Source organism: Pseudomonas sp. S30, from assembly GCF_016518545.1.
Taxonomy (GTDB): domain Bacteria; phylum Pseudomonadota; class Gammaproteobacteria; order Pseudomonadales; family Pseudomonadaceae; genus Aquipseudomonas.
Genome location: NZ_JACVTO010000014.1, coordinates 81,129 through 108,093, shown reverse-complemented (window position 1 = coordinate 108,093; position 26,965 = coordinate 81,129). Strand labels below are relative to the sequence as shown.

Here is a 26,965-nt window from a genome sequence, read left to right as displayed (position 1 = left end):
CCATGCCCCACATCCTCATCGTCGAAGACGAATCCGCCATTGCCGACACGCTCGTGTATGCCTTGCAGGCCGACGGGCACAGCACCACCTGGGTGAACCTCGGTGGCCAGGCGCTGGAGCACCTGCGCCAGCGGCCTGCCGACCTGGTGATTCTGGACATCGGCCTGCCCGACATCAGCGGTTTCGAGACCTGCCGCCAATTGCGCCGCTTCAGCGAGGTGCCGGTGCTGTTCCTCAGCGCCCGCGACAGCGAGATCGACCGGGTGGTGGGCCTGGAGATCGGCGCGGACGACTACGTGGTCAAGCCCTTCAGTCCGCGTGAAGTGAGTGCGCGAGTGCGGGCGATCCTCAAGCGCATGGCTCCGCGCAGCGAGCCGGCCGACGCCACGCCGGTGTTCGAGGTGGATACCCTGGCCATGCGCATTCTCTACCATGGCCAGGCTCTGGCCCTGACCCGCCACGAGTTCAGGCTGCTGCAGTGCCTGATCGAGCAGCCGCGGCGCGTGTTCAGCCGCGAGCAGCTGCTCGACGGCCTGGGCGTGGCCTCGGATGTGGGTTACGAACGCACCATCGACAGCCACATCAAGAGCTTGCGCGCCAAGCTGCGGCAGGTCGCCGCCGACGCCGAGCCGATCCAGACCCACCGCGGGCTGGGCTACAGCTACAGCCCGGACCACGCCTGATGCGCCTGGGCATCCGCATTTTCCTGGTGTATTTCCTGTTCGTCGGCCTGGCAGGCTACTTCCTGCTCGCCACCGTGCGCGAACAGATCCGCCCCGTGGTGCGGCAGTCGTCCGAGGAAACCCTGGTGGACACCGCCAACCTGCTGGCGGAGATCGTGCACGACGACGTCAAGGCCGGCACCCTCGGGCAAAGCCGCCTGCCCCAGGTGTTGCAGGCTTACGGTCGGCGGCGTCCCGGTGCCGATATCTGGGGGCTGGCGAAGAACCAGGTCAGCCATCGCATCTACGTCACCGATGCCCATGGCATCGTGCTGCTCGACTCCAGCGGCCAGGCGCTGGGCCAGGACTACTCGCGCTGGAACGACGTCTACCTGACCCTGCGCGGCCAGTACGGCGCCCGCTCAACCCGCAGCGATCCGAATGACGAGAGCACCTCGGTGATGCACGTGGCCGCGCCGATCCTGGACGAGGGCCAGATCATCGGCGTGGTCACCGTGGCCAAGCCCAACAGCTCGCTGCAACCCTACATCGACCATTCCGAACGGCGCCTGCTGACCCTCGGCCTGGGCCTGATCGTGCTGGGCCTGCTGGTGGGGGCAGGTCTGTCCTGGTGGCTGACGCGCGCGCTGCGCCGGCTCACCCGCTACGCCCAGGCGGTGAGCGAGGGCGAGCGAGCCGCGTTGCCGTACTACAAGGGCGGTGAGCTGCTGCAACTGGCTTCGGCGGTGGAACGCATGCGCACGCAGCTGGAGGGCAAGGCCTACGTCGAGCGCTACGTGCATACCCTCACCCACGAACTGAAAAGCCCGCTGGCGGCCATCCGCGGTGCCAGCGAGCTGTTGCAGGCGCCCATGGCCGAAGAGCAGCGTGCGCGCTTCGCTGGCAATATCGAACGCGAGAGCCAGCGGTTGCAGCAGATGATCGAGCGGCTGCTGGACCTGGCGCGCGTGGAACAGATGCAGGCGCTGGAGGACGAGCAGCCGGTGCCGCTGGCGCAGTTGATCGACGAGCTGCTGCACGCCCAGGTGGTGCGGATCGAGGCGGCCGGCGTGCAGGTCAGGGTGCGGGTTGCCGAGAGCGTCCGGCTGCTGGGCGATGCCTTCCTGTTGCGTCAGGCCCTGGCCAACCTGCTGGACAACGCACTGGACTTCACGCCCCACGGCGGTGAACTGGTGTTCGCCCTGGAGCCCGCGGGCAAACAGGTCGCGCTGAGCCTGTTCAACCAGGGCGAGCCGATCCCCGAGTACGCCCTGGAGCGGGTCAGCGAGCGGTTCTATTCGCTGCCTCGGCCCGGCACCGGGCGCAAGAGCACGGGCCTGGGACTGAATTTCGTCGCCGAGGTGATGCAGCTGCACGGTGGCCACTTGGCCGTGGACAATGTTCCAGGCGGCGTATGCGTGCGCCTGTGGCTGCCGTTGCGACGGATTGGCTGACCCGGACCTGGCGCCGACTCGCGCCCATCTTCTGCACACACACTCCATGCAGGCTCCACACAGGCTCCATGAAGCAGGCGCAACCTTCGGGCATCCCATCCGGAGCTTCGCCCCATGACCAAGACCTTGAGTTTCAAGCTCGGCCTGATCGCCCTGCTGATGCTGCTGTTGCTGATTCCCCTGCTGATGATCGGCGGCCTGATCCGCGATCGGCAGGTCCTGCGCGACAGCGTGCTGCAGGACATCGCCCAGAGCTCGAGCTTCGACCAGCAGATCAGCGGCCCGCTGCTGGTGGTGCCCTACCACAAGCTGCAACGGCGCTGGATCGAGAAGGACGGCCAGATGATGGAGGAAACCCGCAGCATCGCCGGCCACCTGTATTTTCTTCCCGAAACCCTCGAAGTGCGCAGCGCCGTGGACACCGAGACCCGTGCCCGCGGCATTTATCAGGCGCGCCTGTTCCATGCGAAGAACCACCTGGCCGGCCGCTTCAAGGTGCCCGAGCATTGGGGCGTGGACAAGGACTACGCCGACTACCGCTTCGATACACCATTTCTGGCGGTGGGCGTGAGCGATATCCGCGGCATCGAGCATGCCGCCGAGCTGAGCATCGGCGAGCGACGCCTGCCCTTCGAAGCCGGCACGGGCCTGCCCTGGATGAGCGGCGGCGTGCACGTGCCCCTGCCCAGTCTCGACGATCGGCAGGCGCACGAGTTCGACTACGCTTTCGACCTGGCCCTGCAGGGCACGGGGCAGTTCAATGTGCTGCCGGTAGGGCGCAGTACGCGGGTTCGGATGCAGGCCAACTGGCCGCATCCCAGCTTCGTCGGCAACTACCTGCCGGCCAGCCGTGACATCGATGCCCAGGGCTTCACCGCAGGCTGGCAGACCTCGTTCTTCGCCACCAACCTCGAGGATGCGCTGCGCCAGTGCGCCGACACCGAGCGCTGCGCCGACTTCACCTCGCGCAGCTTCGGCGTGAGCTTCATCGACCCGGTGGACCAGTACCTCAAGAGCGAGCGGGCGATCAAGTATGCGCTGCTGTTCATCGCCCTGACCTTCGCTGGTTTCTTCCTCTTCGAGGTGCTCAAGAACCTCAGCGTACACCCGGTGCAGTACGTGCTGGTCGGTGTCGCCCTGGCGTTGTTCTACCTGCTGTTGCTGTCGCTCTCCGAGCACCTGGGCTTCGCCCTGGCGTATGGGATATCGGCGGCCGCCTGTGTGCTGCTGATCGGTTTCTACCTCTGCCACGTGCTGCACAGTCCTGGGCGTGGCATCGGCTTCGCGGCGGGATTGGCCGCCCTGTACGGGCTGCTCTACGGGCTGCTGAGTGCCGAGGACTATGCGCTGCTGATGGGCTCGCTGCTGTGCTTCGGCTTGCTGGGCGTGTTCATGGTACTGACCCGGCGGCTGGACTGGTCGCGGGTGGGGAGGGGCGCATGAGGGAGGACCGTGCGATCGGACGCTGGCTGGCGCAGCGGCTGGAGCGCTTGTTCGCGGTGAACACCAGGGGCGACCACCGCGGTTAAGGCCGCTCTCACCGGCAGCGCCGGCCTGGGCGAATCAGGCCACCGGTTCGGTCGCGCGCATCGAGGGCCGCTGGCTGATTTGCGCATACCACGCCGCCAGCCCCGGCTGCTGCTCACGCCAGCCGAAGTCCGGCTGGCGCAGGTCCAGGTAGCCGAGGGCGCAGGCCACGCCGATGGCGACGATGTCGAAGCCCGAGGCGATTTCCGCCAGGTGCTGCTGCTCCAGGTTCGCCAGGCTGCTGCGGATCTTCTGCGCCTGCGCCTGCAACCAGCCATCCCAGCGCTTGTCGGCCGGGCGCAGGAAGCTCTCGTAGCGGCTGGACACCGCCGCATCGAGAATGGCATCGACCTGCGAGGCCAGGGTCAGCCGCCGCCAGCGCGCCGAGCCCTCGCGTGGAATCAGCGGAGGGCCGACATGCTGGGTGTCGAGGTATTCGCAGATCACCCGGCTGTCATGCAGCACCGTACCATCGACCAGGCGCAGGGCCGGGATCTTGCCGATCGGGTTGTCCTGGGCCAGGTGCGGATCACCGCTGACCGGGCTGATGTTGACCGGATGCAGCGTGACCCGCTGGAGTTGATCGGTTTCGTGCAGCACCAGCATCACCTTGCGCACGAAGGGTGACAGGGGGGAATGGAACAGCACCATGCCCATGGCTCAGTTGCCCTGCAGGCTGGGCGGCAGGCACACGCCGGTGCCGCCGATGCCGCAGTAGCCCTCGGGATTCTTGGCCAGGTACTGCTGGTGGTAGGCCTCGGCAAAGTACACGGTCGGCGCCTGGGCGATTTCCGTGGTGATGGCACCGAACCCGGCCTTGTTCAGCTCGGCCTGGAAGGCGGCCTTGCTCGCCTCGGCCTGTTCCAGCTGCTCGGGGCTGGTGCAGTAGATGGCCGAGCGGTACTGCGTCCCCACATCGTTGCCCTGGCGCATGCCCTGGGTGGGGTTGTGCAGTTCCCAGAACATCGCCAGCAGCTCGCGGTAGCTGACCTTGGCCTTGTCGAACACCACCAGCACCACCTCGGTGTGGCCGGTCAGGCCCGAGCAGACTTCTTCGTAGGTCGGGTTCGGCGTGTAGCCGCCGGCGTAGCCGACCACCGTGCTGACCACGCCCTCGCGCTGCCAGAAGCGCCGTTCGGCGCCCCAGAAGCAGCCCAGGCCGAAGATCGCGAAGTCCACGTCCTCGAAGAACGGACCGAGCAGCGGGGTGCCCTCGAACACGTAGTGGAATTCGGGCAGCGCCATCGGCGTTTCGCGGCCCGGCAGGGCTTGTTCGGCAGTGGGCAGGACGTTTTTGTTCACCAGGATTTCCGAGCGCAGGACCATGATCATTCCTCTGTGTGGCAACGGGAGAGTACGGGGGGCCGATCGTGCCTGAATCCGCTCCGGCAAGGGCGGGCTGGCGGCGATCAGGGCCGGATGCGTTCTATAGTGCCCGAGGATGGTGCGCCTGTCAGGCCACCGGGCCTCGTGGATAGCGTTTGAGCTTGTCGACCAGCTCGCGGCCAGGGATCGGCCGGTCGAACAGGTAGCCCTGGCCGACATCGCAGCGGTGGCGGCGCAGGAAGGCCAGTTGCTCGGAGGTCTCGATGCCTTCGGCGACCACCTTGAGCTTGAGGTTGTGGGCCATGGCCACCACCGCCGAGGTGATCTCCATGTCATCCTGGTTGGCGGGAATTTCGCTGATGAAGCTGCGATCGATCTTGATGATGTCGATGGGAAATTTCTTCAGGTAGCTCAGCGACGAATAGCCGGTGCCGAAATCGTCCATGGCCAGGGTCAGGCCCAGTTGCTTGAGTTCGTCCAGTTGCCGGCGGGTGTCTTCGGTGGCTTCGAGCAGCAGGCCCTCGGTCAGCTCCAGCTCCAGCAGGTGCGGGGGCAGCGCCTCTTCCTTGACGATGGTGCCGATGGAGCTGACCAGTTCAGGGTCGGAGAACTGCTTGGGCGACAGGTTGATGGCCACGTGCAGGTTGCCCATGCCCGCCTCGTGCAGTTCCTGACTCATGCGACACGCCTGGCGCACCACCCACTTGCCAATGGGAATGATCAGGCCGGTTTCCTCGGCCACACTGATGAACTGGTCGGGACGGATCATGCCGCGCTCGGGGTGGTTCCAGCGCAGCAGCGCCTCGAGTCCCAGCAGGCGGCCACTGCGCAGGCACAGCTTGGGCTGGTAGAACACTTCCAGCTCGTTCTGGGTCAGCGCCCGGCGCAGGTTGTTCTCCACGAACAGCTTGTAGCTGGCCTCGGCATTGAGCACCTCGGTGAAGACCTGCACCTGGTGCTTGCCGTTGGCCTTGGCCTTGTGCAGCGCCAGGCCTGCGTTCTTCATCAGCGTCTGCGGGTCGGCGCCGTGCAGCGGCGCGCACGCCAGGCCCACCGAGGCGGTGACGTTGATCAGCTGGTTGTCGACGAACATGGGCTTGTCGAGGGTACGCAGCAGTTGCTGGGCGATGGCCTGGCCGTCTTCCAGGCTGGTGCCATCGAGCAGCACGGCGAACTCGTTGCTGGCGAAACGCGCCAGGCTGCCGCTGCTGTTCAGGCTGTTGCGCAGGCGCCGGGCCAGGCTGATGAGCAGCTTGTCGCCGGTCTGGTGGCCAAGGCTGTCGTTGATGCGCTTGAAGTTGTCGATGTCCACCAGCAGCAGGCAGATGGGAATGCCGCCGTCACGGGCGAAGCGCTCGTCGAGGCTGCGGATGAAGGCGGGACGGTTGCCCAGGCTGGTCAGGTTGTCGGTGTAGGCCAGGCGCTCGATACGCTGCTGGGCGAGTTTGTTCTGGGTGATGTCTTCGTAGATGCCGATGTAGTGGGTCAGTTCGCGGTTGTCCCCATATACCCTGGAAATCGACAGCTGGCCCCAGTAGGGCTCCAGGCTCTTGCGCCGGCTCTTGAACTCGCCTTGCCAGCTGTTGCCCACGGCCAGGCTCGAGGGAGGGTCGAAGATCAGCTGGCTGAGGTTCTCCAGCGCCGGCAGTTCGGCCAGGTGGTGACCCTGGACTTCCTCGGTGCTGTACTGGGTGATGGCGGTGAAGCTGGGGTTGACGTACTCCACCACGCCGTCGCGGTTGACCAGCAGAAACGCGCTGGCGCTCTGCTCCACCGCGCGCTGGAACAGGTGCAGGGCGCTGGTGGCGGTGCGCCGGTTGTGGTTGGTGATGACCTGGGCGAACTGGTCGGCCAGCTCGCCGGCGAAGGCGATTTCGTCGGACTGCCAGGCGCGGGGATCTGCGGTCTGCTCCAGGCACAGCACGCCCACCACCTGGCCATCGACACGGATACCGGCATCGAGCCTGGCGTTGTCGCTGGTGCTCGACAGGTCCTGCACCAGGTCGCGGGTGCGCGGGTCGTGGCTGGCGTTATGGGCGTCGATGGCGCGGCTGGTGTGCAGCGCCTCGAGATAATCGGGATACTGGCCGGCATCGATCGGTTGCGGCAGGCGGTGGCGCTGTTCGGATCGATACCAGGCGGCGATCGGCTCCAGGCGTTGCTCGTTGAGGTACCAGATGCTCGCGCAGTCCAGGCCATAGATCTCGCAGGCGCTGCGGGTGATCAGCTCGGCGGCCTCGAGCAGCGAGTTGCTGGCGCTGTAGCGCTGGCGCGCCAGGCGCAGGATCAGGTCCTGCTGGGCACGCACGCGTTCGAGGTGTTCGAGTTGCTCCTGCTGCGCGTGCTGGTTGAGTTGCAGGGCCAGTTGCAGATGACTGTTGCGCGACTCCAGGGCGTTGGTGTCCTGGCGGCTGAAGTCCGTCTGGTCGTCCAGCACCGTCAGGTAGCCGCGCAACAGCTGGCGGTGATGCTGCGCGTAGGCCTCACCGGTTTCCAGGATGCGCAACGGACCGTGGGCGCCGTGCAGGGTGTAGCGTACCCGGTAGTGCTTGCGGCGGGCCAACTGCTGCTGGATGTCGTCGTGCAACTGGTAGCGCGCTTCGGGCTCCATCAGGCTGGCGTACGGCGAGCCTACCAGCGCGCAGAGCTCGACGGCCGGCAAGCCGAACTGTCGGTCGCAGGCCGGATCGAGGAACAGCATCGCCCAGCTCGCTTCGTTCAGCCGCTCGAAACGCAGCATGCCGAGCCGCGAAGGCACGGGGAGCTGCGTCACGACCTCGGCCGCCACACTGCTGGCGACATCGGGTTGGCTATTCATCGAGAACTCGCTTGAACAAGGCGGTTGGCGCGGTAGGCCGCACAGCGGCGGTGGACGCATTGGGCAAGGGTGCACCATGTCCGGTGGGCTGGCAAGCGGCCATACGGCGGTGCTTGTCAGGTTTTCGGCGGCGCTGTCCGATTCTGTAGTCCCCCGGCAGGCTCAGGGGTTCAACGGCGATGCGATCCAGCCCCGCCGTGGTCCATCGTTCTGGCGATCGCACGCAAAAAAAGCCCCGCCAGGGGCGGGGTTGAGGTACGAGCGTGGCAGCTCGAAATCGATGTCCGCCTCCCCGGGGGGAGGCGGGTGCCGCGTTACAGCAGCAGGGTGCGGATATCCGCCAGCAGGTCGCTCAGGCGCTTGGTGAAGCGAGCGGCGGCCGCACCGTTGATCACCCGGTGATCGTAGGACAGCGACAGCGGCAGCATCAGCTTGGGCTGGAAGGCCTTGCCGTCCCACACCGGCTGCATGGTCGCCTTGGAGACGCCGAGAATCGCCACTTCCGGCGCGTTGACGATCGGCGTGAAGCCGGTGCCGCCAATGTGGCCAAGGCTGGAAATGGTGAAGCAGGCGCCTTGCATGTCGTCGGCCGACAGCTTCTTGGTGCGCGCCTTCTCGGCCAGGGCCGCCGCTTCGCCTGCCAGTTGCAGCAAGCTCTTCTGGTCGACGTTCTTGATCACAGGGACCAGCAGGCCATCCGGGGTGTCGACGGCGAAACCGACGTTGACGTACTTCTTGCGGATGATCGCCTTGCCGCTCGGCGCCAGCGAACTGTTGAAGTCCGGCAGTTCCTTGAGCAGGTGCGCACAGGCCTTGAGCAGCAGCGGCAGGACGGTCAGCTTGACGCCAGCCTTCTCGGCCACGGCTTTCTGCGCCACGCGGAAGGCTTCCAGCTCGGTGATGTCGGCCGAGTCGAACTGGGTCACGTGCGGCACGTTCAGCCAGCTGCGGTGCAGGTTGGCGGCACCGACCTGCATCAGGCGGGTGAGGGCCACTTCCTCGACTTCACCGAACTTGCTGAAGTCCACGGCCGGAATCGGCGGAATACCCGCGCCACCGGTCGCGCCGCCAGCGGCAGGCGCTTCCTTGGCCTTCTGCATCATGGCCTTGACGTAGACCTGCACGTCTTCCTTGAGGATACGGCCGTGCGGGCCGGTCGCGCTGACCGCACCCAGATCCACGCCGAATTCCCGCGCCAACTGACGCACGGCAGGGCCGGCGTGGACCTTGGCATTGCTGCCGGCAGCCGGGGCCGTGGCCGCGGCTGGCGCGGTGGCCTGGGCAGGGGCTGGTGCTGGCGCAGGTGCTGCGGCTGGCGCGGCATCGGCCTTGGCAGCCGCCGGAGCCTGGGCAGCGGGCGCTGGCGCAGCGGCAGGGGCTGCTCCGGCGACTTCCAGCTTGAAGATCAGGTCGCCGGTGCCGACTTCGTCGTCCAGCTTGCAGATCACTTCCTTGATCACGCCCGCCGCCGGGGATGGGATCTCCATGGAGGCCTTGTCCGACTCCAGGGTGATCAGCGACTGGTCGGCTTCGACCGTATCGCCGGCCTTGACCAGCACTTCGATGATCTTGGCCTTGCCGGACGAACCGATGTCCGGCACGTGGATGTCCTGCACGCTGGCAGCGGCGGGCGCTGCAGCCGGCGCGGGCGCTGCCTGTTCGGCGGGCTGCTCGGCGGCCGCGGCAGGCGCTGGCGCCGGTTTCTCCTCGGCGGCCGCTTCAGGCGCCGCAGCGGCGCCCTCGGCTTCCAGGACCAGCAGCTCGTCGCCTTCCTTGAGGCGGTCGCCCAGCTTGACCTTCAGCTCCTTGACGACACCGGCCTTGGGCGCCGGGATCTCCATGGAGGCCTTGTCCGACTCCAGGGTCAGCAGGCTCTGGTCGGCCTCGATACGGTCGCCGACCTTGACGAACAGCTCGATGATTTCACCTTCACCGCTGCCGATGTCAGGTACGCGAATGAGTTCGCTCACTTAAAAATACTCCTCAGCAGTCCAGTGGGTTGCGCTTGTCCGGGTCGATGCCGAACTTGACGATGGCGTCAGCCACAACCTTGGGTTCGATCTCGCCACGGTCAGCCAGGGCTTCCAGGGCAGCCAGCACCACGAAGTGGCGGTCGACTTCGAAGAAGTGACGCAGCTTCTTGCGGCTGTCGCTGCGGCCGTAGCCGTCGGTACCCAGGACCTTGAACTCTTTGCTCGGCACCCACTGGCGGATCTGCTCGGCGAACAGCTTCATGTAGTCGGTGGAGGCGATGACCGGCCCTTTGCGGCCGCTCAGGCACTGCTCGACGTAGGTCTGCTGTGGCTTCTGGCCAGGCTTGAGGCGGTTGGCGCGTTCCACGGCCAGGCCGTCGCGACGCAGTTCGTTGAAGCTGGTGACGCTCCATACGTCGGCACCGACGTTGAACTCTTCACGCAGGATCTTCGCCGCCTCGCGCACTTCGCGCAGGATGGTGCCCGAACCCATCAGCTGCACGTGGTGCGCGGCGTCGCGGGTGTCTTCTTCGAGCAGGTACATGCCCTTGATGATGCCTTCCTCGGCACCGGCCGGAATGGCAGGCTGCTGGTAGGACTCGTTCATCACGGTGATGTAGTAGAAGATGTCCTGTTGCTCTTCGGTCATCTTCTTCATGCCGTCCTGGATGATCACCGCCAGCTCGTAGCCGTAGGTCGGATCGTAGGTACGGCAGTTCGGGATGGTGCCCGCCATCATGTGGCTGTGACCGTCTTCGTGCTGCAGGCCCTCACCGTTCAAGGTGGTACGCCCGGCGGTACCGCCGATCAGGAAGCCGCGGGTGCGGCTGTCGCCAGCGGCCCAGGCCAGGTCGCCGATACGCTGGAAGCCGAACATCGAGTAGAAGATGTAGAACGGCAGCATCGGCTGGTTGTGGCAGCTGTACGAAGTACCGGCGGCGATGAACGAGGACATGGCGCCGGCCTCGTTGATGCCTTCCTCGAGGATCTGGCCCTTCTTGTCCTCGCGGTAGAACATCACCTGGTCCTTGTCGACCGGCTCGTAGAGCTGACCGACCGAGGAGTAGATGCCCAGCTGACGGAACATGCCTTCCATACCGAAGGTACGGGCTTCGTCCGGGATGATCGGCACGATGCGCTGGCCGATTTCCTTGTCCTTGACCAGCTGCGCCAGGATGCGCACGAAGGCCATGGTGGTGGAGATTTCACGGTCGCCCGAGCCGTCCAGGATCGCCTTGAGGGTTTCCAGTGGCGGGGTCGGCACGCTGAAGCTCTTGGCGCGACGCTGGGGCACGAAGCCACCCAGGGCAGCGCGACGCTCGGCCAGGTACTTGGCTTCGGCCGAACCTTCCTCGGGCTTGAAGAACGGCAGGTTCTCCAGCTCGGCATCCTTGACCGGGATGTCGAAGCGGTCGCGGAATTTGCGCAGGCTGTCGACGTCCACCTTCTTGGTGTTGTGCGCGGTGTTCTTGGCTTCGCCGGCCCCGGTGCCATAACCTTTGATGGTCTTGGCCAGGATGACGGTCGGCTGTTCCTTGTGGTTCACCGCCTGGTGGTAGGCCGCGTAGACCTTGTACGGGTCGTGGCCGCCACGGTTGAGCTTCCAGATCTCGTCGTCGGACAGGTCTTCGACCATGGCCTTGAGTTCCGGGGTGTTGAAGAAGTGCTCACGGACGTACGCACCGTCCTTGGCCTTGTAGTTCTGGTATTCGCCGTCGATGACTTCGTCCATGCGGCGCTGCAGGGCACCGTTGGTGTCCTTGGCCAGCAGTGGATCCCAGAAGCGGCCCCAGACCACCTTGTTGACGTTCCAGCCACCGCCACGGAACACGCCTTCGAGTTCCTGGATGATCTTGCCGTTGCCGCGAACCGGGCCGTCGAGGCGCTGCAGGTTACAGTTGATGACGAAGATCAGGTTGTCCAGCTTCTCGCGGCCGGCCAGAGAGATCGCGCCGAGCGATTCCGGCTCGTCGCATTCGCCGTCGCCCATGAAGCACCAGACTTTCTGCTTGCCCGGCTGGATGTAGCCGCGCGCTTCCAGGTACTTCATGAAGCGGGCCTGGTAGATCGCCTGGATCGGGCCCAGGCCCATGGACACGGTAGGGAACTGCCAGAAATCGGGCATCAGCCACGGGTGCGGATACGAGGACAGGCCTTTGCCGTCCACTTCCTGGCGGAAGTTGTTCATCTGCTCTTCGCTGATGCGACCTTCCATGAACGCGCGGGCATAGATGCCTGGCGAAGCATGACCCTGATAGAAGATCAGGTCGCCGCCGTGCTCGTCGGTGGGCGCCTGGAAGAAGTAGTTGAAGCCGATGTCGTACAAGGTGGCGCTGGAGGCGAAGCTCGAGATGTGTCCGCCCAGGTCCGAATCCTTCAGGTTGGTACGCATGACCATGGCCAGGGCGTTCCAACGCACCATCGAGCGAATGCGGCGTTCCATGAACAGGTCGCCAGGCATGCGTGCTTCGTGGGTGACAGGGATGGTGTTACGGTATGGCGTGGTGATGGCATAGGGCAGCTGCGAACCACTGCGGGTGGCCAGCTCGCCCATACGGGTCATCAGGTAATGAGCGCGGTCTTCGCCTTCTTTGTCGAGGACCGACTCCAGGGCATCCAGCCATTCCTGGGTTTCGATAGGATCGAGGTCTTGCATGGCTTGCTCCAGGGCGGAAAGGCAACCAGAATCGGGAGCCTGAGTTTGCGACTGGCCTTGTGGGCAGACGTCGTGAATTCTTGGATTCGCCGGACAGTCATCCGGCGCCGTGTAGTTTTACTACAAATGCTTTGGCATTTCATGCTTTTGAGCAAAAGGCAGAGTAGTAATACTACAGGAATACGGCAGTAGGCCGTCTTTCGGCTTGTGTGGAAAATCGTTCCTCGTGGTACGTGAGGGGGTACAGAGCTGTGATTTTCGATGAATCGTACCAAACATTGCGGTTTTCCAGCTATTTACCACTTTTGTATGACAGTCCAACCGGACCTGGTTCGTTCATCGACTACCCCCGCCCCCTCTTTCACGCCGATCTAGGATAGACCATGCGCCTGCCTTTGCCTGCCGATCTCCCTGCCGCCCTGCAACCGCTCGTCGCCCGTAACCGCCAGTTCCTGCGCGAGGCCCTGGCCGGTCACGCCGAACTGGACCAGCAGGTGTTCAGCGAAGCTCACTGGCATCAGTTCGACCAGGTGGCGGCGGCCAGCGATTTCGTGCTGGAACAGGTGCAGCGCGATCCGGCGATGCTCCTGCAATTGCTGGTCAGCGGCGAGCTCGGGCGTGGCTATGCCGCTGGCGTGCTGCGCGCACATATAAAGGCCGCTGCCCAGGCCGCCCAGAGCGAGGACGAGCTGGCCCGCAACCTGCGCCGGGCGCGCAACCGCGAGCAGGTGCGCATCATCTGGCGCGACATCACCCGCCAGGCGGCGCTGGACGAAACCTGCACCGACCTCTCGGCACTGGCCGACGCGGCGATCGACGAAGCCTATGGCTGGCTGTATCCACGCCATTGCCAGCAATTCGGCACGCCCATCGGCAACCGCAGCGGCCAGCCCCAGCACTTGGTGGTGCTGGGCATGGGCAAGCTGGGGGCGGTCGAGCTCAACCTGTCCTCGGACATCGACCTGATCTTCGCCTTCCCCGAAGGCGGCGAGACCGAAGGAGTCAAGCGGGCCCTGGACAACCAGGAGTTCTTCACCCGACTGGGCCAGCGCCTGATCAAGGCGCTGGACCCGGTCACGGTGGACGGTTTCGTGTTTCGCGTCGACATGCGCCTGCGGCCCTACGGCTCGGCCGGCGCCCTGGTGCTGTCGTTCAATGCGCTGGAGCAGTATTACCAGGACCAGGGCCGCGACTGGGAGCGCTACGCCATGATCAAGGCGCGGGTGGTGGCGGGCGACCGGCAGGCCGGCGCGCAGTTGCAGGACATGCTGCGACCCTTCGTCTACAGGCGCTACCTGGATTTCTCCGCCATCGAAGCGCTGCGCACCATGAAGCAGCTGATCCAGCAGGAAGTGCGGCGCAAAGGCATGGCCGACAACATCAAGCTCGGTGCCGGCGGCATTCGCGAAGTGGAATTCATCGCCCAGGCGTTCCAGTTGATCCATGGCGGTCGTGACCTGAGCCTTCAGCAGCGGCCCCTGCTCAAGGTGCTGGCCACCCTGGAGGGCCAGGGCTACCTGCCGGGGGCGGTGGTCGCCGAGCTGCGCGAGGCCTACCGCTTCCTGCGCTACACCGAGCATGCCATCCAGGCGATCGCCGACCGCCAGACGCAGATGCTGCCCGATGGCGAACTGGACCGTGCGCGCATCGCCTATCAGCTCGGGTTCGCCGACTGGCCGGCCTTCCTGGAGCGGCTGACGCACTGGCGGGGCCGTGTCGACTGGCACTTCCGCCAGGTGATCGCCGATCCGGATGAAGACGAAGGCGAGGGCGAACTGGTGGTGGGCGGGGAGTGGTCGCCGTTATGGGAGCAGGCCCAGGACGAGGACGCGGCCAGTCGACAGCTGGAGGACGCCGGCTTTCGCCACGCCGGCCAGGCCCTGCGGCGGTTGACCGCGCTGCGTGCCAGCCCGTCGCTGCGCTCGATGCAGCGCATCGGTCGCGAGCGCCTGGATGCCTTCATCCCACGGCTGCTGGCCCAGACCGTCGAGCATGAGGATCCGGACCTGGTGCTCGAGCGCGTGCTGCCCCTGGTGGAAGCCGTGGCCCGGCGATCGGCTTACCTGGTACTGCTCAGCGAAAACCCCGGCGCCTTGCGCCGCCTGCTGACCCTGTGCGCGGCCAGCCCGTGGATCGCCGAGCAGATCGCCCGCTTCCCGCTGCTGCTCGACGAACTGCTCAACGAAGGACGGCTGTTCAGCCCGCCGCTGGCGCCCGAGCTGGCTTCGGAGCTGCGCGAGCGCCTCACGCGCATCCCCGAGGACGACCTGGAGCAGCAGATGGAGGCGCTGCGTCACTTCAAGCTGGCCCACAGCCTGCGCGTGGCCGCGTCGGAGATCAGCGGCAACCTGCCCTTGATGAAGGTCAGCGACTACCTGACCTGGCTGGCCGAGGCCATCCTCGACCAGGTGCTGGCGCTGGCCTGGCGTCATACCGTGGCGCGTCATGGCCAGCCCAGGCGCAGTGACGCCAGCCTGTGCGCGCCGAGCTTCATCATCGTCGGCTACGGCAAGGTCGGCGGCATCGAGCTGGGACATGGCTCGGACCTGGACCTGGTGTTCATCCACGATGGCGACCCGAATGCCGAGACCGATGGCGCCAAGCCCATCGATGGCGCGCAGTTCTTCACGCGCCTGGGCCAGCGCATCATCCACCTGCTGACCACCCAGACCAACTCCGGCCAGCTCTACGATGTCGACATGCGCTTGCGGCCTTCCGGCGCTTCGGGTCTGCTGGTCAGCTCGCTGGGCGCCTTCGAGCGCTACCAGCAGCACGAGGCCTGGACCTGGGAGCACCAGGCGCTGGTGCGCGCGCGCGTGCTGGTAGGCTGCGAGCAGGTCGCCAGCGCCTTCGAGGGCGTGCGCGCCGCGGTGCTCGGCAAGGCCCGAGCGCTGGACACGCTGCGGCTGCAGGTGAGCGAGATGCGCGCGAAGATGCGCGCCAGCCTCGGCAGCAAGGGCACGGCCGCCGGTACCGCCGAGAATGCCTTCGAGCCCGGCCAGTTGTTCGATATCAAGCAGGATGCCGGTGGTATCGTGGACATCGAATTTATGGTGCAATACGCCGCTTTGGCCTGGTCCCACGAGCATCCGGCCCTGCTGCGCTGGACCGACAACATCCGCATTCTCGAGGAACTCGAGCAGGCCGGGCTGATGCCCGCCGAGGATGCCGTGCTGCTGCGCGAGGTGTACAAGACCTTCCGCTCGGCCTCGCACCGCCAGGCCCTGCAGAAGCAGGCGGGTGTGATCGATGCCGGGCAGTTCGTCGAGGAGCGTCGCCAGGTCAGGCGGATCTGGGGCCAGCTGGGCCTGAGCTGAGTCGCCCCTGCAGGCGAGGGCAGGCCTGCCGGTCCAGGCCTGGCCACCAGTGATACACTGTTCGCCAAACAGCCTGAATATAAAGAGGGGAGGCCAGGTTCAAGCGCAGCCTGCAGCCTCCCCGACTGTTTCTGGATAAAGCATGAGAATACTGATCATCGGACCCAGCTGGGTCGGCGACATGGTGATGGCGCAGACCCTGTTCCAGTGCCTGCGCCAGCGATACCCGGACTGCGCGATCGACGTGCTGGCCCCCGATTGGAGCCGGCCCATCCTCGAGCGCATGCCCGAGGTGCGTCAGGCCTTGAGCTTTCCGCTCGGCCATGGCGCCCTGGACCTGGCCACGCGTCGGCGCATCGGCAAGTCGCTGAGCGGCCAGTACGACCAGGCGATCCTGTTGCCCAACTCGCTCAAGTCGGCGCTGGTGCCCTGGTTCGCCGGCATCCCTGTGCGTACCGGTTGGCGCGGCGAGATGCGCTACCTGCTGCTCAACGACGTGCGCAAGCTGGACAAGGCGCGCTACCCGCTGATGATCGAGCGCTTCATGGCGCTGGCCTATGCCCCGGGCGCCGAACTGCCGCAGCCGTATCCGCGCCCCAGCCTGCGCATCGAGGCCGCCAGCCGTGATGCCGCTCTGGCCAAGTTCGCTTTGCAACTGGATCGCCCGGTGCTGGCGTTGTGCCCGGGCGCCGAGTTCGGCGAGGCCAAGCGCTGGCCGGTGGAGCATTACGCGGCCGTGGCCGAGGCGATGATTCGCCAGGGCTGGCAGGTCTGGCTGTTCGGTTCGAAGAACGATCATGCGGTCGGCGAGCAGATCCGCGAGCGCCTCATCCCGGGCTTGCGCGAGGAGTCGAGCAACCTGGCAGGCGACACGTCGCTGGCCGAGGCCATCGACCTGATGGCCTGCGCCGATGCCGTGGTGTCCAACGACTCGGGACTGATGCACGTGGCCGCCGCGCTCAATCGGCCGCTGGTGGCGGTGTACGGTTCCACTTCACCAGGATTCACGCCGCCCCTGGCCGATCGGGTCGAGGTGGTGCGCACGGGCATCGAGTGCAGCCCCTGCTTCGAACGCACCTGTCGCTTCGGCCACTACAACTGCCTGCGCCTGCTCGATCCGCACAAGGTCATCGCCGCACTGCATGGGCTGGCCGCGCCGGGCCTGATCGACACCCGAGCCGAGGTCGACTGAGTGCGGGTACTGATCATCAAGACCTCGTCGCTGGGCGACGTGATCCACACCTTGCCGGCCGTCACCGACGCGGCGCATGCCATCCCTGGCATCCGCTTCGACTGGGTGGTGGAAGAAGGCTTCGCCGAGATTCCTAGCTGGCACCCGGCCGTGGACCGCGTCATTCCAGTGGGCATCCGCCGCTGGCGCAAGAACCTCTGGCAGACCTACAAGAGCGGCGAGTGGAAGGCCTTCAAGCAGCGCTTGCGCGAACGCCAGTACGACCTGGTCATCGATGCCCAGGGGCTGGTCAAGTCGGCCTGGCTGACGCGCCTGGTGAAGGCGCCGGTGGCCGGCCTGGACCGCTACTCGGCGCGCGAAGGCCTGGCCAGCCGCTTCTACGATCGACGCCTGTCGGTGGCGGTCGGCCAGCATGCGGTGGAGCGCGTGCGCCAGCTGTTCGCCCTGGCCCTGGCCTACGACCTGCCCGAGGGCCTGGGCCAGTACGGCCTGGATCGCACGCGCCTGGACCTGCCGCCGACCACGCCTTACGTGGTGTTCCTGCACGGCACCACCTGGGCCACCAAGCACTGGCCGGAAGCCTACTGGCGCGAGCTGGCCGAGCGTCTGGGCCGGCGCCGCATGAAGGTGGTGTTGCCGTGGGGCAACGCCGACGAGCAGGCACGAGCGCAGCGTATCGCCCAGGGCCTGGAGCACTGCCAGGTGCTGCCCAAATTGAACCTGGCGGGGGTCGCCCGCATACTGGCGGCGGCCAAGGCCTGCGTGGCGGTGGATACCGGCCTGGGTCACCTGGCCGCCGCCCTGGACGTGCCGACCCTCTCGCTGTTCGGCCCGACCAACCCTGGCCTCACCGGCGCCTACGGCCGCGCGCAGATTCACCAGGCCAGCGACTTCCCCTGCGCGCCCTGCCTGCAGAAGAAGTGCACCTACAAGCCGAGCGCCGAGGACCTGCGCCGGTTCGATCTCAAACGCGAGTGGCCGCTGTGCTTCACTCGCCTGAATCCCGAGCATGTGGCGAGCCGCTTGAGCGCGCTGCTGCTGGCTGAGGATGTTCGTTGATGCAACTGGCTTTCGTGTTGTACAAATATTTCCCCTTCGGTGGCCTGCAGCGCGACTTCATGCGCATCGCCCTGGAGTGTCAGCAGCGGGGACACCAGATTCGTGTCTACACGCTGATCTGGGAAGGCGAGGTGCCGCCCGGCTTCGACGTGCGAGTGGCGCCGGTCAAAGCGCTGTTCAATCACCGGCGCAACGAGAAACTCAGTGCCTGGATGGCCGAGGACCTGGCGCGCGCGCCGGTCGACCGGCTCATCGGTTTCAACAAGATGCCGGGGCTGGACGTGTACTACGCCGCCGACGGTTGCTTCGAGGACAAGGCCCAGACCCTGCGTGGCGGCCTCTACCGTCGCTGGGGCCGCTACCGGCACTTCGCCGAGTACGAGCGCGCGGTGTTCGCCAGGGACGCCGGCACCGAGATCCTGATGATCTCCGAAGTGCAGCAGCCGCTGTTCATCAAGCACTACGGCACGCCCGTGCAGCGCTTTCACCTGCTGCCGCCGGGCATCTCCCAGGACCGCCGCGCGCCGGCCAACGCCCGCGACATTCGGGCAGCGTTTCGCCAGGAATTCGCCCTGGGCGAGGATGACCTGCTGCTGGTGCAGATCGGCTCGGGGTTCAAGACCAAGGGCGTCGACCGCAGCCTCAAGGCCCTGGCCGCGCTGCCGTCGAGCCTGCGCAAGCGCACCCGGCTGATGGTCATCGGCCAGGACGACCCCAAGGTGTTCCAGCTGCAAAGTGCGTCCCTGGGGCTGGGCGAGCAGGTGCAGTTCCTCAAAGGGCGCAGCGACATCCCGCGCTTTCTGCTGGGCGCCGACCTGCTGATCCACCCGGCCTACAACGAGAACACTGGCACCGTGCTGCTCGAGGCGGTGGTCGCAGGGCTGCCGGTGCTGGTCTCGAAGGTGTGCGGCTATGCCCACTACATCGCCGAGGCCGACAGCGGCCTGGTACTCGACGAGCCCTTCGAGCAGGCGCAGCTCGACGATTACCTGCAACGCATGCTGATCGATGCCCAGGCCCGCGCGCGCTGGTCGCGCAATGGCCTGGCCTTCGCCAAGACCGCCGACCTGTACAGCATGCCCCAGTACGCGGCCGACGTGATCCTCGGCCAGGAGCGCCCATGAAACTGATGCTGGCCGAGCCCTTCAAGCGCCTGTGGGCCGGGCGTGATCCCTTCGAAGCCGTCGAAGCCCTGCAAGGCGAGGTGTACCGCGAGCTGGAGGGACGCCGTACCTTGCGCACCGAGGTCGCGAACGCAGGCTACTTCGTCAAGATCCACCGCGGCATCGGCTGGGGCGAAATCTTCAAGAACCTGTTCAGCGCCAAGTGGCCTGTGCTTGGAGCCGGCCAGGAGTGGCGCGCCATCGAGCGCCTGCACCAGGCGGGCGTCCCGACCATGACCGCCGTCGCCTACGGCGAGCGCGGCAGCAACCCGGCGACCCAGCATTCGTTCATCGTCACCGAGGAGCTGGCGCCGACCGTCAGCCTGGAAGATTTCAGCCTCCACTGGTCTCGCCAGCCGCCAGCGCCACGGCTCAAGCGTGCGCTGATCGCCGAAGTGGCGAAGATGACCGGCACCATGCACCGTGCCGGGGTCAATCACCGCGACTGCTACATCTGCCATTTCCTGCTGCACACCGACCGTCCGGTGACGGCCGATGATTTCAAACTGTCGCTCATCGACCTGCACCGCGCGCAGACCCGTGCGAAGATCACCCGCCGCTGGCGCGACAAGGACCTGGCAGCGCTGTACTTTTCGGCGTTGGACATCGGCCTGACGCGCCGCGACAAATTGCGCTTCCTCAAGGCCTACTTCCAGCGCCCGCTGCGCCAGGTTCTGACCGAGCACGCCGCGCTGCTCGCCTGGCTCGAGCGCAAGGCGAGCAGACTCTACGATCGCAAGCAACGCTATGGGGACGCGCTCTGATGGCGGGTTGGACACTGGCGGCGGACTACCGCCGGCTGGCAGCGGATTTCGGTAGCATCGACGCGGTGTTCGCCCTCGAAGGCGAACACCTGACCCGTGACCCGCTCAGCGAGGTCATCCGCGTCGAGCGCGAGGGCGTGAGCTACTACGTCAAGCGCTACACCGGTGCCGGCAAGCACATGCGCCGTTTCTTCGGTCGGCCGCGCATCAAGGCCGAGTGGCAGAACCTCAAGCAGTTCGCCAAATGGGGCATCCCCACCGCCGAGGTGATCGCCTGGGGCCTGGAGCGCAATGGCCTGTCCTTCGGTCGCGGGGCGATGATCACCCGCGAGTTGCCGCGCACCGAGGACCTCTCGGTGCTGGCCGAGCGCAACGATCCGCGCCTGGCCGATCGCGCCTGGGTCGATCACATCAGTCGCCAGCTGGCTCGCCATACCCGTGTGATGCACAACCATCATTTCGCCCACAACGACCTGAAGTGGCGCAACCTGCTGGTGGACGACCAGGCCACGGTGTTCTTCATCGACTGCCCGACGGGCGATTTCTGGCGCGGCTTCATGCTGCGTCATCGACTGATCAAGGACCTGGCCTGCCTGGACAAGGTGGCCAAGTATCACCTGTCCGCCACCCAGCGCCTGCGCTTCTATCTGCAATACCGTGGCCACACCCGGCTCAATGCCCGTGACAAGCGGCGCATTCGCCAGGTGGTGAGCTTCTTCGAGGGAAGGGAATGAGCGATTACCTGGCCGGCGACGAGCTGGCGCTGCTGCAACGGCACGGCCTGGACGACTTCGAGGCGTTGTGGGCGCTGCAACTGGACGCCGTCGATGAACCCAACACCGGCCGTGGCGGCTGGAGCAGCGTGTTCCGCCTGGAACTCGAAGGCAAGGGTTATTACCTCAAGCGCCAGCGCGACTACCTGACCCACACCTTGCATCGACCGCTGGGCGAACCTACCTTCGCCCGCGAGTTTCGCAACATTCGCCGCTACCAGGCGCTCGGCATTCCGGCGTTGCAGGCGGTGTTCTACGGCGAGCGCAAGGCCGGCGGGGCGCACCGCGCCATGCTCATGACCCGAGCGCTGGACGAATGGCGCGACCTGGAGACGCTGCTGGCACAGTGGCCGCAGCTCGGTCCGGCGCAGCGCCAGGGCATTCTCGCTGCCTGCGCTGAGCTGGCGCGCACCTTGCACGCTGCCGGCCAGGTGCACGGCTGTTTCTATCCCAAGCACATCTTCCTACGTGAGCGCCGTGAAGGCTGGCAGGCCCAGCTGATCGACCTGGAAAAGACCCGGCCGCTGCTGCTGGGTCGCCGTGATCGCCTCCGGGACCTGGAGCCGTTGCTGCGACGGGCGCCGGTGTGGAGCGAGGCCGACCTGCGCCACCTGCTGGGCGTCTACCTCGGTCAACCCGCCGACAGCGCGCCAGTGACCGACTGGTTGCAACGCCTGGGCAAACGCCGTCGTCGAAAAGAGGCCCGCTGATGCGCCTGTCTGAGTTAAAGAACGCCGGGCGTCGCCCGAGCCTGCCGTTGACCCTGAGCCTTGAAGATGCCGCCGGGCCAGCCGAATTGCATTTGATCAGCCTGCTGCGGGTGTTGCCGGGGCAGCGCTATGTCGGCGCCGGTGTCTGGCGCGGCACGCCAGTGCTGGCCAAGCTGCTGGTCGGGGGTAATGCCGCGCGGCATTTCCAGCGTGAGCTGGATGGTGTTCGCCTGCTGGCTGCCCAGGGTCTGGCCACGCCGCGCCTGCTTGCCGATGGATTGCAGGAAGGCGAGGGCGGCTGGTTGCTGTTCGAGTTCCTGGACCATGCCCAGAGCCTGGGCGACGCCTGGGCGGCGGTCGAGCGCCTGCCCATGCTCGCCGATGAACAGCAGGTGGTGCTCGCCGAAGCGCTGACGGCGGTCGCGCAGATGCACGCCAGGGGCCTCTGGCAGCAAGACCTGCACCTGGACAACCTGCTGCGCCACGACGGCCGCCTGTACCTGATCGACGGCGCCGGCATCAAGGCCGAGACGCCAGGCCAGCCGTTGTCGCGCCAGCGCGTGCTGGAGAACCTCGGCGTATTCTTCGCCCAGCTGCCCCAGCGTCTGCAGCCCTATATCGAGGAAGTGCTGGTGCATTACCTGCTCGGCAACGCCGAGCATGCGCTGCCCCTGGAGGCACTGCTCAAGCAGGTGCAGAAGGTGCGTCAGTGGCGGCTGAAGGACTACCTGGAAAAGGCCGGTCGCGACTGCACCCTGTTCAGCGTGCAGCGCAGCCTGTCAGGCCTGTGCGCCATGCGCCGCGATCAGGTCGAAGCGTTGCAGCCGGTGCTGGAGCGGGCCGACACCCTGATCGAGCGAGGCCACCTGTACAAGACCGGCGGCGCGGCCAGCGTCGCGCGGGTCGAGGTGGACGGACGAACCCTGGTGGTCAAGCGTTACAACATCAAGAACACCGTGCACTGGTTCAAGCGTTTCTGGCGCCCGAGCAGGGCTTGGCACTCGTGGATCGAAGGCAATCGCCTGGCCTTCCTGGAGATCGCCACGCCACGTCCCCTCGCTGTGCTCGAACGCCGGGTAATGGGGCTGCGCAGCACCGCCTATCTGGTGACCGAGTATGTCGACGGCCCGGACCTGAGCGCGTGCTTCGCACCTCACGTCGACAGTGGCGAGGCGCCCGAGGCGTACGTCCAGGCACTGGTGTCGCTGATGCAGCGGCTGATCGACGAACGCATCAGCCATGGGGATTTCAAAGGCCACAACCTGTTCTGGCAGGACGGGCAGTGGTCGCTGATCGATCTGGACGCCATGACCCAGCACGCCAGCGCGCTCAGCTTCGCCCCGGCCTATGCCCGCGACCGCGCCCGACTGCTGCGCAACTGGCCGGCCGACAGCGCCCTGTATCAGCGCCTCGATCAACGGCTGCCGCGCCTTACCGCGTAAGCCTGCGGCAGCGCCAGCCAATCGCTGCTGCGCCCGGCCTGGCGTACCCGGATGCGCCATTGCTCATCCTGCCAGCGCAACGTGGCCCAGGCACCGGCGCCGTTGGTTTCGTCCAGTTGCAGGTGGTAGTGGTGCTCCAGCAGGTGGGGGCGCAGTGGCAGGGCTCTGCCGCCTGCCAGCAGGTAGAGGCCCAGGTCGCTGCGATAGAGTCCCGCTGGAGGTTGCGCAATGCCCACGGGCACCGTCGGCAGGCTGACATGTTCGAACAGTGCCGCGAGGTCGGGCAGGCCGTCGAACCAGCGCACGGGCGAATCGACCACCCATTGCCCATCGGCGCAGCGCTTGACCGGCACCTTGGTGTAGGCGTCCGGCTGACGTGGATCGACTACCCGCCAGCGATAGCCATCGAAAGCGACCTGGTAGGTCTGGCCTTCGCTGTCCTTGATGAAGTACAGCGAGATCCCGGGGTATTGCGACTTCTGCTCATAGATCCCTTCCTTGTGGATACCGTCGACGCGGTAGTGCAATTTGCTGGTGTCGGTGTGCCGCCTCAGCACCGCCGGCAATGACAGCGGCGGCGCGGGGGGCAGTGCGCGGATCGCGCGCCGGAGCACGGTCGAGCCGCCGATGCTGTTGACGCCGTCATTGATATGGGTGAATGCCTCCACCAGGTGCTTGAGCATCTCGACTCGGTCATCGGCGTCACGGGCCTTGGCCATGTCCAGCACCGACAGGACGCTCCTGGCGAAGGCCAGCGCGGTGAGCGCCCGGCTGGGCAACGCCAGGCTGATGAGGTCCAGGGTGATGGCAAGCGCATGCAGGGCGAACTCGCCGACCAGTTCGAGCTTGGTGTTGGTGCGTGCATCCACCGCCGCGAGTACGGCTTGCACCTCGGCACGGTAGCCGGCTTCGATGAAATGCTCGGTGATCGTCGCGGTGACGGTGCGCGCGCCGAGCCGGCCCTTGGTCAGGTACTCTTCCAGCGTCTGGCGGCTGGCCAGAGGCATGCGATCGAACACGTAGTCGCGCAGTGCCGGTTTGTCGCGTAGCGTACGCAGCAGGTGGCGGGCATTGCGAAACTCCCGCCAGGCGCGCCGATCCGGCGCATCGGGGGTATAGACGACGAAACCCGTCGAGCTGGCGATGTCGTGGGTGATCAGCAGTACGCCCTGGACGGTGTGGCCGTCGATCAGCCACTGGCGCACGCTCAGGTGCATGCCCAGTGCGGCCTGGCGCTGCACGCTGCGGGGATGAGCGAGCACCGACCGGGTCCAGGTGTAGCCCCGTTCGAACGGATCCTCGAGATAGTGGCCGGCGTAACGGGCCTTGGCGGCTTCGGCGAGCATTCTTGCCTTGCTGACCTCGACATAACGTTCCAGGCGCCATTGCGCGGTGGGGGAGTTCAGCAGGTGGCTGCGCAGGTAGCGGCTGTAGCTGTCACCCACGTCCAGGTCGCGGACCAGTTGCTTGATCTGCGCCGGCGTGACCTGGTCGATCGGGCTGTTGTCCAGATGATGGACACGGGCCGTCAACCAGTAGTCCACGTCCAGCCAGGCCACGTTCAGTGCCGCCAGTTCATCGAGTCGATAGGTGCGTGACTCCAGCTCGATGGTGTCACCCACCTGCGGGCGGCTGGCTGCCGGGATGTAGCCGGTCGTCAGCCCAGGGTGCAGCACCGGCCCCCGTTGCCGTGCCAGGGTTACGGTGACATGAACCTGCAGGGGATCGATGTCCAGCGCATGGCGCTGGCGCAGCGCGCTGCGCAGGCGCTCGCGGGTCCACTTGCGCAGGCTGTGCTGGTCGACGAATTGCTCATGGCTCAGGATGCCCGGGGCTACCGAATGGTCGATGGCGATGACCAGCTCCTGCAGCGTCTGCATGATATGCGTCAGGCCCTGCGCCGAGGCGTTTCGCAGCCAGGCGGGCGAGTTGCGCTCCAGCAGCAGGCCGTAGCGCGTCTGCAAGGCGGGCTGGCTGCCAGCCCAGGGCAGCAGGTCGAAGGCCTGCTGCAGTCGCTGCTCCAGGGCGGTCCAATCCACGTCAGGGGACGTGGCGCTGTCCTGCCAGCACTGGGTCAGTCGAGCATGCTGGCCATCGATCAGCGTCTGGACCTGCGCGGTCACCAGGTCTTCGCTGAACCACTCGTAGCGCAGCCGCTCGGCATGGCGTGCCCGCTCCTGCTCTTGAGTCCCGGTCAGATGGCGCAGCAGTGTCCGGCTTTGCTGCGGATCGTCCAGCCGTTCGCACAGCTCGACATGCAGTTCGGCCAGGTCCTCGAACGCCTCGATGCCATGGGACAGGCTGCACAGCAGGGCATGCTCGCTGGGCTGCGTCGGATCGGGCATGCGGCCTTCGACGGCGCCTTCGACGATGACGAACGCCCCGGGCAGGTGGCAGCGCCAGTGGGGAGAGCCGATGTCCAGCAGCGGCTTGAAGATCTGCGGGCGGCTGGCACCGGGCAGGTGTTGGCGCTGCCATGGTAGCGGCTGTTGCACGCAGGTCTGCATCAGCTCGGCGTGGTTCGAGCCCAGCGTGTGGTCGCCCACCCTCAGCGTGATCTGAGCCAGTAGCTGGGCCCGCAGCACTGCGGCCAGGCGTACCTGGCGCGTGTCGCCACGCTCGTCGGCCTGCAGCCAATAGGTGGCGAGGTCGGCGAAGTAGCGCTGGCGTGACGCCAGCCAGGGCCGCCCGCGGTCCGGCACGGGTGGGGACGCGAGAAGGACGCTCAATTGTGCATCGAACGCAACGAACTGCTGCAGGCTCATGGCATGCGCTCCACTGTCGGTGAGCGTTGCAGCCTGGTCCTCCTCGCGAGGCGAAGCGCATTAGCCGGCTACCTCACCTTCGGCTCAAAGCGCGCACCGACAGCACCGCAGGCAGACCGAGCCCTACCCAGGCCAGTACGTCCCAGGCGCCATCGCCCAGCAGTGCAGCGAACAGACCGGCGGCGCCCAGGCCGGCGATCAGTACAGGCCAGGCGAAGATCCTTCGGGTGCTTTGCGACCTGTGGCTCATGCCCGAGCCTCCCGCGTCCTGCGCTGCTTGCCCCACCACAGGTAGAGGCCGCTGATCAGCACCACGATCGTCAGCACGTCCAGCACCGCCCAGAGCACCTGCATCGGGCGGCCGCCGTAGTCGCCGAAGTGCAGCGGTTGCGACAGGCCCATGGCATCCATGTACCAGGGGCGCTCGCCCACCGCCGTCACCTGGAGCGTGCGGGCGTCTATCAGCACCGGGGTGAGCAGGTGCGAGGTCAGGTGGCTGGCACCTTTCATGAACACGGCATAGTGGTGCTCGCTGGAAAAGCGGGTACCCGGAAACGCGATGAAGTCGGCGCGCATGCCTGGCGCTGCCTGTTCGGCGATGTCCAGCAGCCGGGTGGCCGGCGCACGCTCGGTCAGGGCGGGCGCGTCTCGGTAAGGCGCGACCATGGCGGCCAGGGTGTCGTTGCGCCAGGCGGCGATCACCAGGTCGGACAAGGCACTGATCACCCCGGTCACGCCCACCACCAGCGCCCAGGTCAGGGTGACGATGCCGATCAGGTTGTGCAGGTCGAGCCAGCGCAGGCGCGAGGATTTGTCGGTGCGCACCGCAGCGAAGGGCAAGCGGCGCATGAACGGGGCGTACAGCACGGTGCCGGAGACGATGGCGAGCACGAACAACACGCCCATGAAGGCCAGCAGCAATTTGCCGGGCAGTCCGGCGAACATGTCCACATGCAGGCGCAACAGCACCATCATGATGCCACCGTTGGCGGCCGGCATGGCCAGGGCTTCGCCCGTGCGGGCATCGAGCATGAAGGTGTGCGACGCGTTGGGCTCGGTGCCGGCGGTGGCGGCGGTAATGGCCACCACGCCGTCGGGTTCGTCTTCGTCGAAGCCGAAGTACTGCATGACCTCGCCCGGGCGATGCCGTTCGGCCTCGATCACCAGGCGTTGCAGGTCCAGGTGCGCAGTGCCGGGCGGCATTTCGCGCAAGGTGGGCGCATCGCCGAGCAGGTGTTCGAGTTCGTGGTGGAAGATCAACGGCAGGCCGGTGACGGCCAGCAACAGCAGGAACAGGGTGCAGACCAGGCTGCTCCAGGTGTGGATCGCCGACCAGCGGCGAATGGTGTGGCTTTTCATCACAG

19 protein-coding genes are annotated in these 26,965 nt (G+C 66.3%); 11 read left to right on the top strand and 8 right to left on the bottom strand.

Annotation, left to right across the window (positions count from 1 at the left end; all coding sequences use genetic code 11):
• Window positions 1–2: 2 nt before the first annotated feature.
• The 3 genes from creB to creD all read left to right on the top strand — a co-directional run bounded on the left by creB (window position 3) and on the right by creD (window position 3,559).
• Window positions 3–683 (top strand): two-component system response regulator CreB, encoded by a 681-nt coding sequence (gene creB, locus IAE34_RS16455; RefSeq protein WP_200140019.1) that lies wholly within the window; start codon window positions 3–5, stop codon window positions 681–683.
• Entirely contained in the window at window positions 683–2,116 is a 1,434-nt protein-coding gene (gene creC, locus IAE34_RS16450; protein WP_200140018.1) for a two-component system sensor histidine kinase CreC, read from the top strand. The genes creB and creC overlap by 1 nt, the downstream gene beginning before the upstream one ends.
• Before the next feature lie 114 nt (window positions 2,117–2,230).
• Window positions 2,231–3,559, top strand: coding sequence for a cell envelope integrity protein CreD (gene creD, locus IAE34_RS16445; RefSeq protein WP_200140017.1), 1,329 nt, complete (start codon window positions 2,231–2,233; stop codon window positions 3,557–3,559).
• A gap of 120 nt (window positions 3,560–3,679) precedes the next feature.
• On the opposite strand, the gene IAE34_RS16440 is transcribed toward creD, so the two are convergent.
• The 5 genes from IAE34_RS16440 to aceE all read right to left on the bottom strand — a co-directional run bounded on the left by IAE34_RS16440 (window position 3,680) and on the right by aceE (window position 12,416).
• Complete coding sequence (locus tag IAE34_RS16440) at window positions 3,680–4,294, bottom strand: glutathione S-transferase (protein WP_200140067.1); 615 nt, start codon at window positions 4,292–4,294, stop codon at window positions 3,680–3,682.
• A 9-nt stretch (window positions 4,295–4,303) separates the two neighbouring features.
• Complete coding sequence (gene msrA, locus IAE34_RS16435; protein ID WP_200140016.1) at window positions 4,304–4,969, bottom strand: peptide-methionine (S)-S-oxide reductase MsrA; 666 nt, start codon at window positions 4,967–4,969, stop codon at window positions 4,304–4,306.
• 127 nt (window positions 4,970–5,096) lie between these two features.
• Window positions 5,097–7,787 carry a putative bifunctional diguanylate cyclase/phosphodiesterase gene (locus IAE34_RS16430; RefSeq protein WP_200140015.1) on the bottom strand — a complete coding sequence of 897 codons (2,691 nt, stop codon included), beginning with the start codon at window positions 7,785–7,787 and terminating at the stop codon, window positions 5,097–5,099.
• A gap of 314 nt (window positions 7,788–8,101) precedes the next feature.
• Complete coding sequence (aceF, locus tag IAE34_RS16425; protein ID WP_200140014.1) at window positions 8,102–9,757, bottom strand: dihydrolipoyllysine-residue acetyltransferase; 1,656 nt, start codon at window positions 9,755–9,757, stop codon at window positions 8,102–8,104.
• 13 nt (window positions 9,758–9,770) lie between these two features.
• Entirely contained in the window at window positions 9,771–12,416 is a 2,646-nt protein-coding gene (gene aceE / locus IAE34_RS16420; RefSeq protein ID WP_200140013.1) for a pyruvate dehydrogenase (acetyl-transferring), homodimeric type, read from the bottom strand.
• Between the two features lie 383 nt (window positions 12,417–12,799).
• Here aceE and glnE point away from each other — a divergent pair, with 383 nt between their 5' ends.
• The 8 genes from glnE to IAE34_RS16380 all read left to right on the top strand — a co-directional run bounded on the left by glnE (window position 12,800) and on the right by IAE34_RS16380 (window position 22,836).
• Complete coding sequence (glnE, locus tag IAE34_RS16415; protein ID WP_200140012.1) at window positions 12,800–15,733, top strand: bifunctional [glutamate--ammonia ligase]-adenylyl-L-tyrosine phosphorylase/[glutamate--ammonia-ligase] adenylyltransferase; 2,934 nt, start codon at window positions 12,800–12,802, stop codon at window positions 15,731–15,733.
• 142 nt (window positions 15,734–15,875) lie between these two features.
• Window positions 15,876–16,925: a lipopolysaccharide heptosyltransferase II gene (gene waaF, locus IAE34_RS16410; RefSeq protein ID WP_200140011.1), complete on the top strand. Its 1,050-nt coding sequence runs from the start codon at window positions 15,876–15,878 to the stop codon at window positions 16,923–16,925.
• On the top strand, window positions 16,926–17,984 hold the full coding sequence (gene waaC / locus IAE34_RS16405; RefSeq protein ID WP_200140010.1) for a lipopolysaccharide heptosyltransferase I: 1,059 nt from the start codon (window positions 16,926–16,928) through the stop codon (window positions 17,982–17,984).
• Complete coding sequence (locus IAE34_RS16400) at window positions 17,984–19,108, top strand: glycosyltransferase family 4 protein (RefSeq protein ID WP_200140009.1); 1,125 nt, start codon at window positions 17,984–17,986, stop codon at window positions 19,106–19,108. The genes waaC and IAE34_RS16400 overlap by 1 nt, the downstream gene beginning before the upstream one ends.
• On the top strand, window positions 19,105–19,911 hold the full coding sequence (gene rfaP, locus IAE34_RS16395; protein ID WP_200140008.1) for a lipopolysaccharide core heptose(I) kinase RfaP: 807 nt from the start codon (window positions 19,105–19,107) through the stop codon (window positions 19,909–19,911). Before IAE34_RS16400 ends, rfaP begins: the two co-directional genes overlap by 4 nt.
• Window positions 19,911–20,645 (top strand): lipopolysaccharide kinase InaA family protein, encoded by a 735-nt coding sequence (locus IAE34_RS16390; RefSeq protein ID WP_200140007.1) that lies wholly within the window; start codon window positions 19,911–19,913, stop codon window positions 20,643–20,645. The genes rfaP and IAE34_RS16390 overlap by 1 nt, the downstream gene beginning before the upstream one ends.
• Window positions 20,642–21,394 carry a lipopolysaccharide kinase InaA family protein gene (locus tag IAE34_RS16385; RefSeq protein ID WP_200140006.1) on the top strand — a complete coding sequence of 251 codons (753 nt, stop codon included), beginning with the start codon at window positions 20,642–20,644 and terminating at the stop codon, window positions 21,392–21,394. The genes IAE34_RS16390 and IAE34_RS16385 overlap by 4 nt, the downstream gene beginning before the upstream one ends.
• A complete protein-coding gene (locus IAE34_RS16380) occupies window positions 21,394–22,836 on the top strand; it encodes a lipopolysaccharide kinase InaA family protein (RefSeq protein WP_200140005.1) in 1,443 nt (480 codons plus the stop codon). Before IAE34_RS16385 ends, IAE34_RS16380 begins: the two co-directional genes overlap by 1 nt.
• Here the strand turns inward: IAE34_RS16380 and IAE34_RS16375 are convergent.
• The 3 genes from IAE34_RS16375 to IAE34_RS16365 all read right to left on the bottom strand — a co-directional run bounded on the left by IAE34_RS16375 (window position 22,809) and on the right by IAE34_RS16365 (window position 26,960).
• Window positions 22,809–25,601: a dermonecrotic toxin domain-containing protein gene (locus IAE34_RS16375; RefSeq protein WP_200140004.1), complete on the bottom strand. Its 2,793-nt coding sequence runs from the start codon at window positions 25,599–25,601 to the stop codon at window positions 22,809–22,811. The genes IAE34_RS16380 and IAE34_RS16375 overlap by 28 nt on opposite strands.
• A gap of 73 nt (window positions 25,602–25,674) precedes the next feature.
• Window positions 25,675–25,851, bottom strand: a complete 177-nt coding sequence (locus tag IAE34_RS16370) for a hypothetical protein (RefSeq protein ID WP_200140003.1) — start codon at window positions 25,849–25,851, stop codon at window positions 25,675–25,677.
• On the bottom strand, window positions 25,848–26,960 hold the full coding sequence (locus IAE34_RS16365) for a PepSY-associated TM helix domain-containing protein (RefSeq protein ID WP_200140002.1): 1,113 nt from the start codon (window positions 26,958–26,960) through the stop codon (window positions 25,848–25,850). Before IAE34_RS16365 ends, IAE34_RS16370 begins: the two co-directional genes overlap by 4 nt.
• Window positions 26,961–26,965 lie beyond the last annotated feature (5 nt).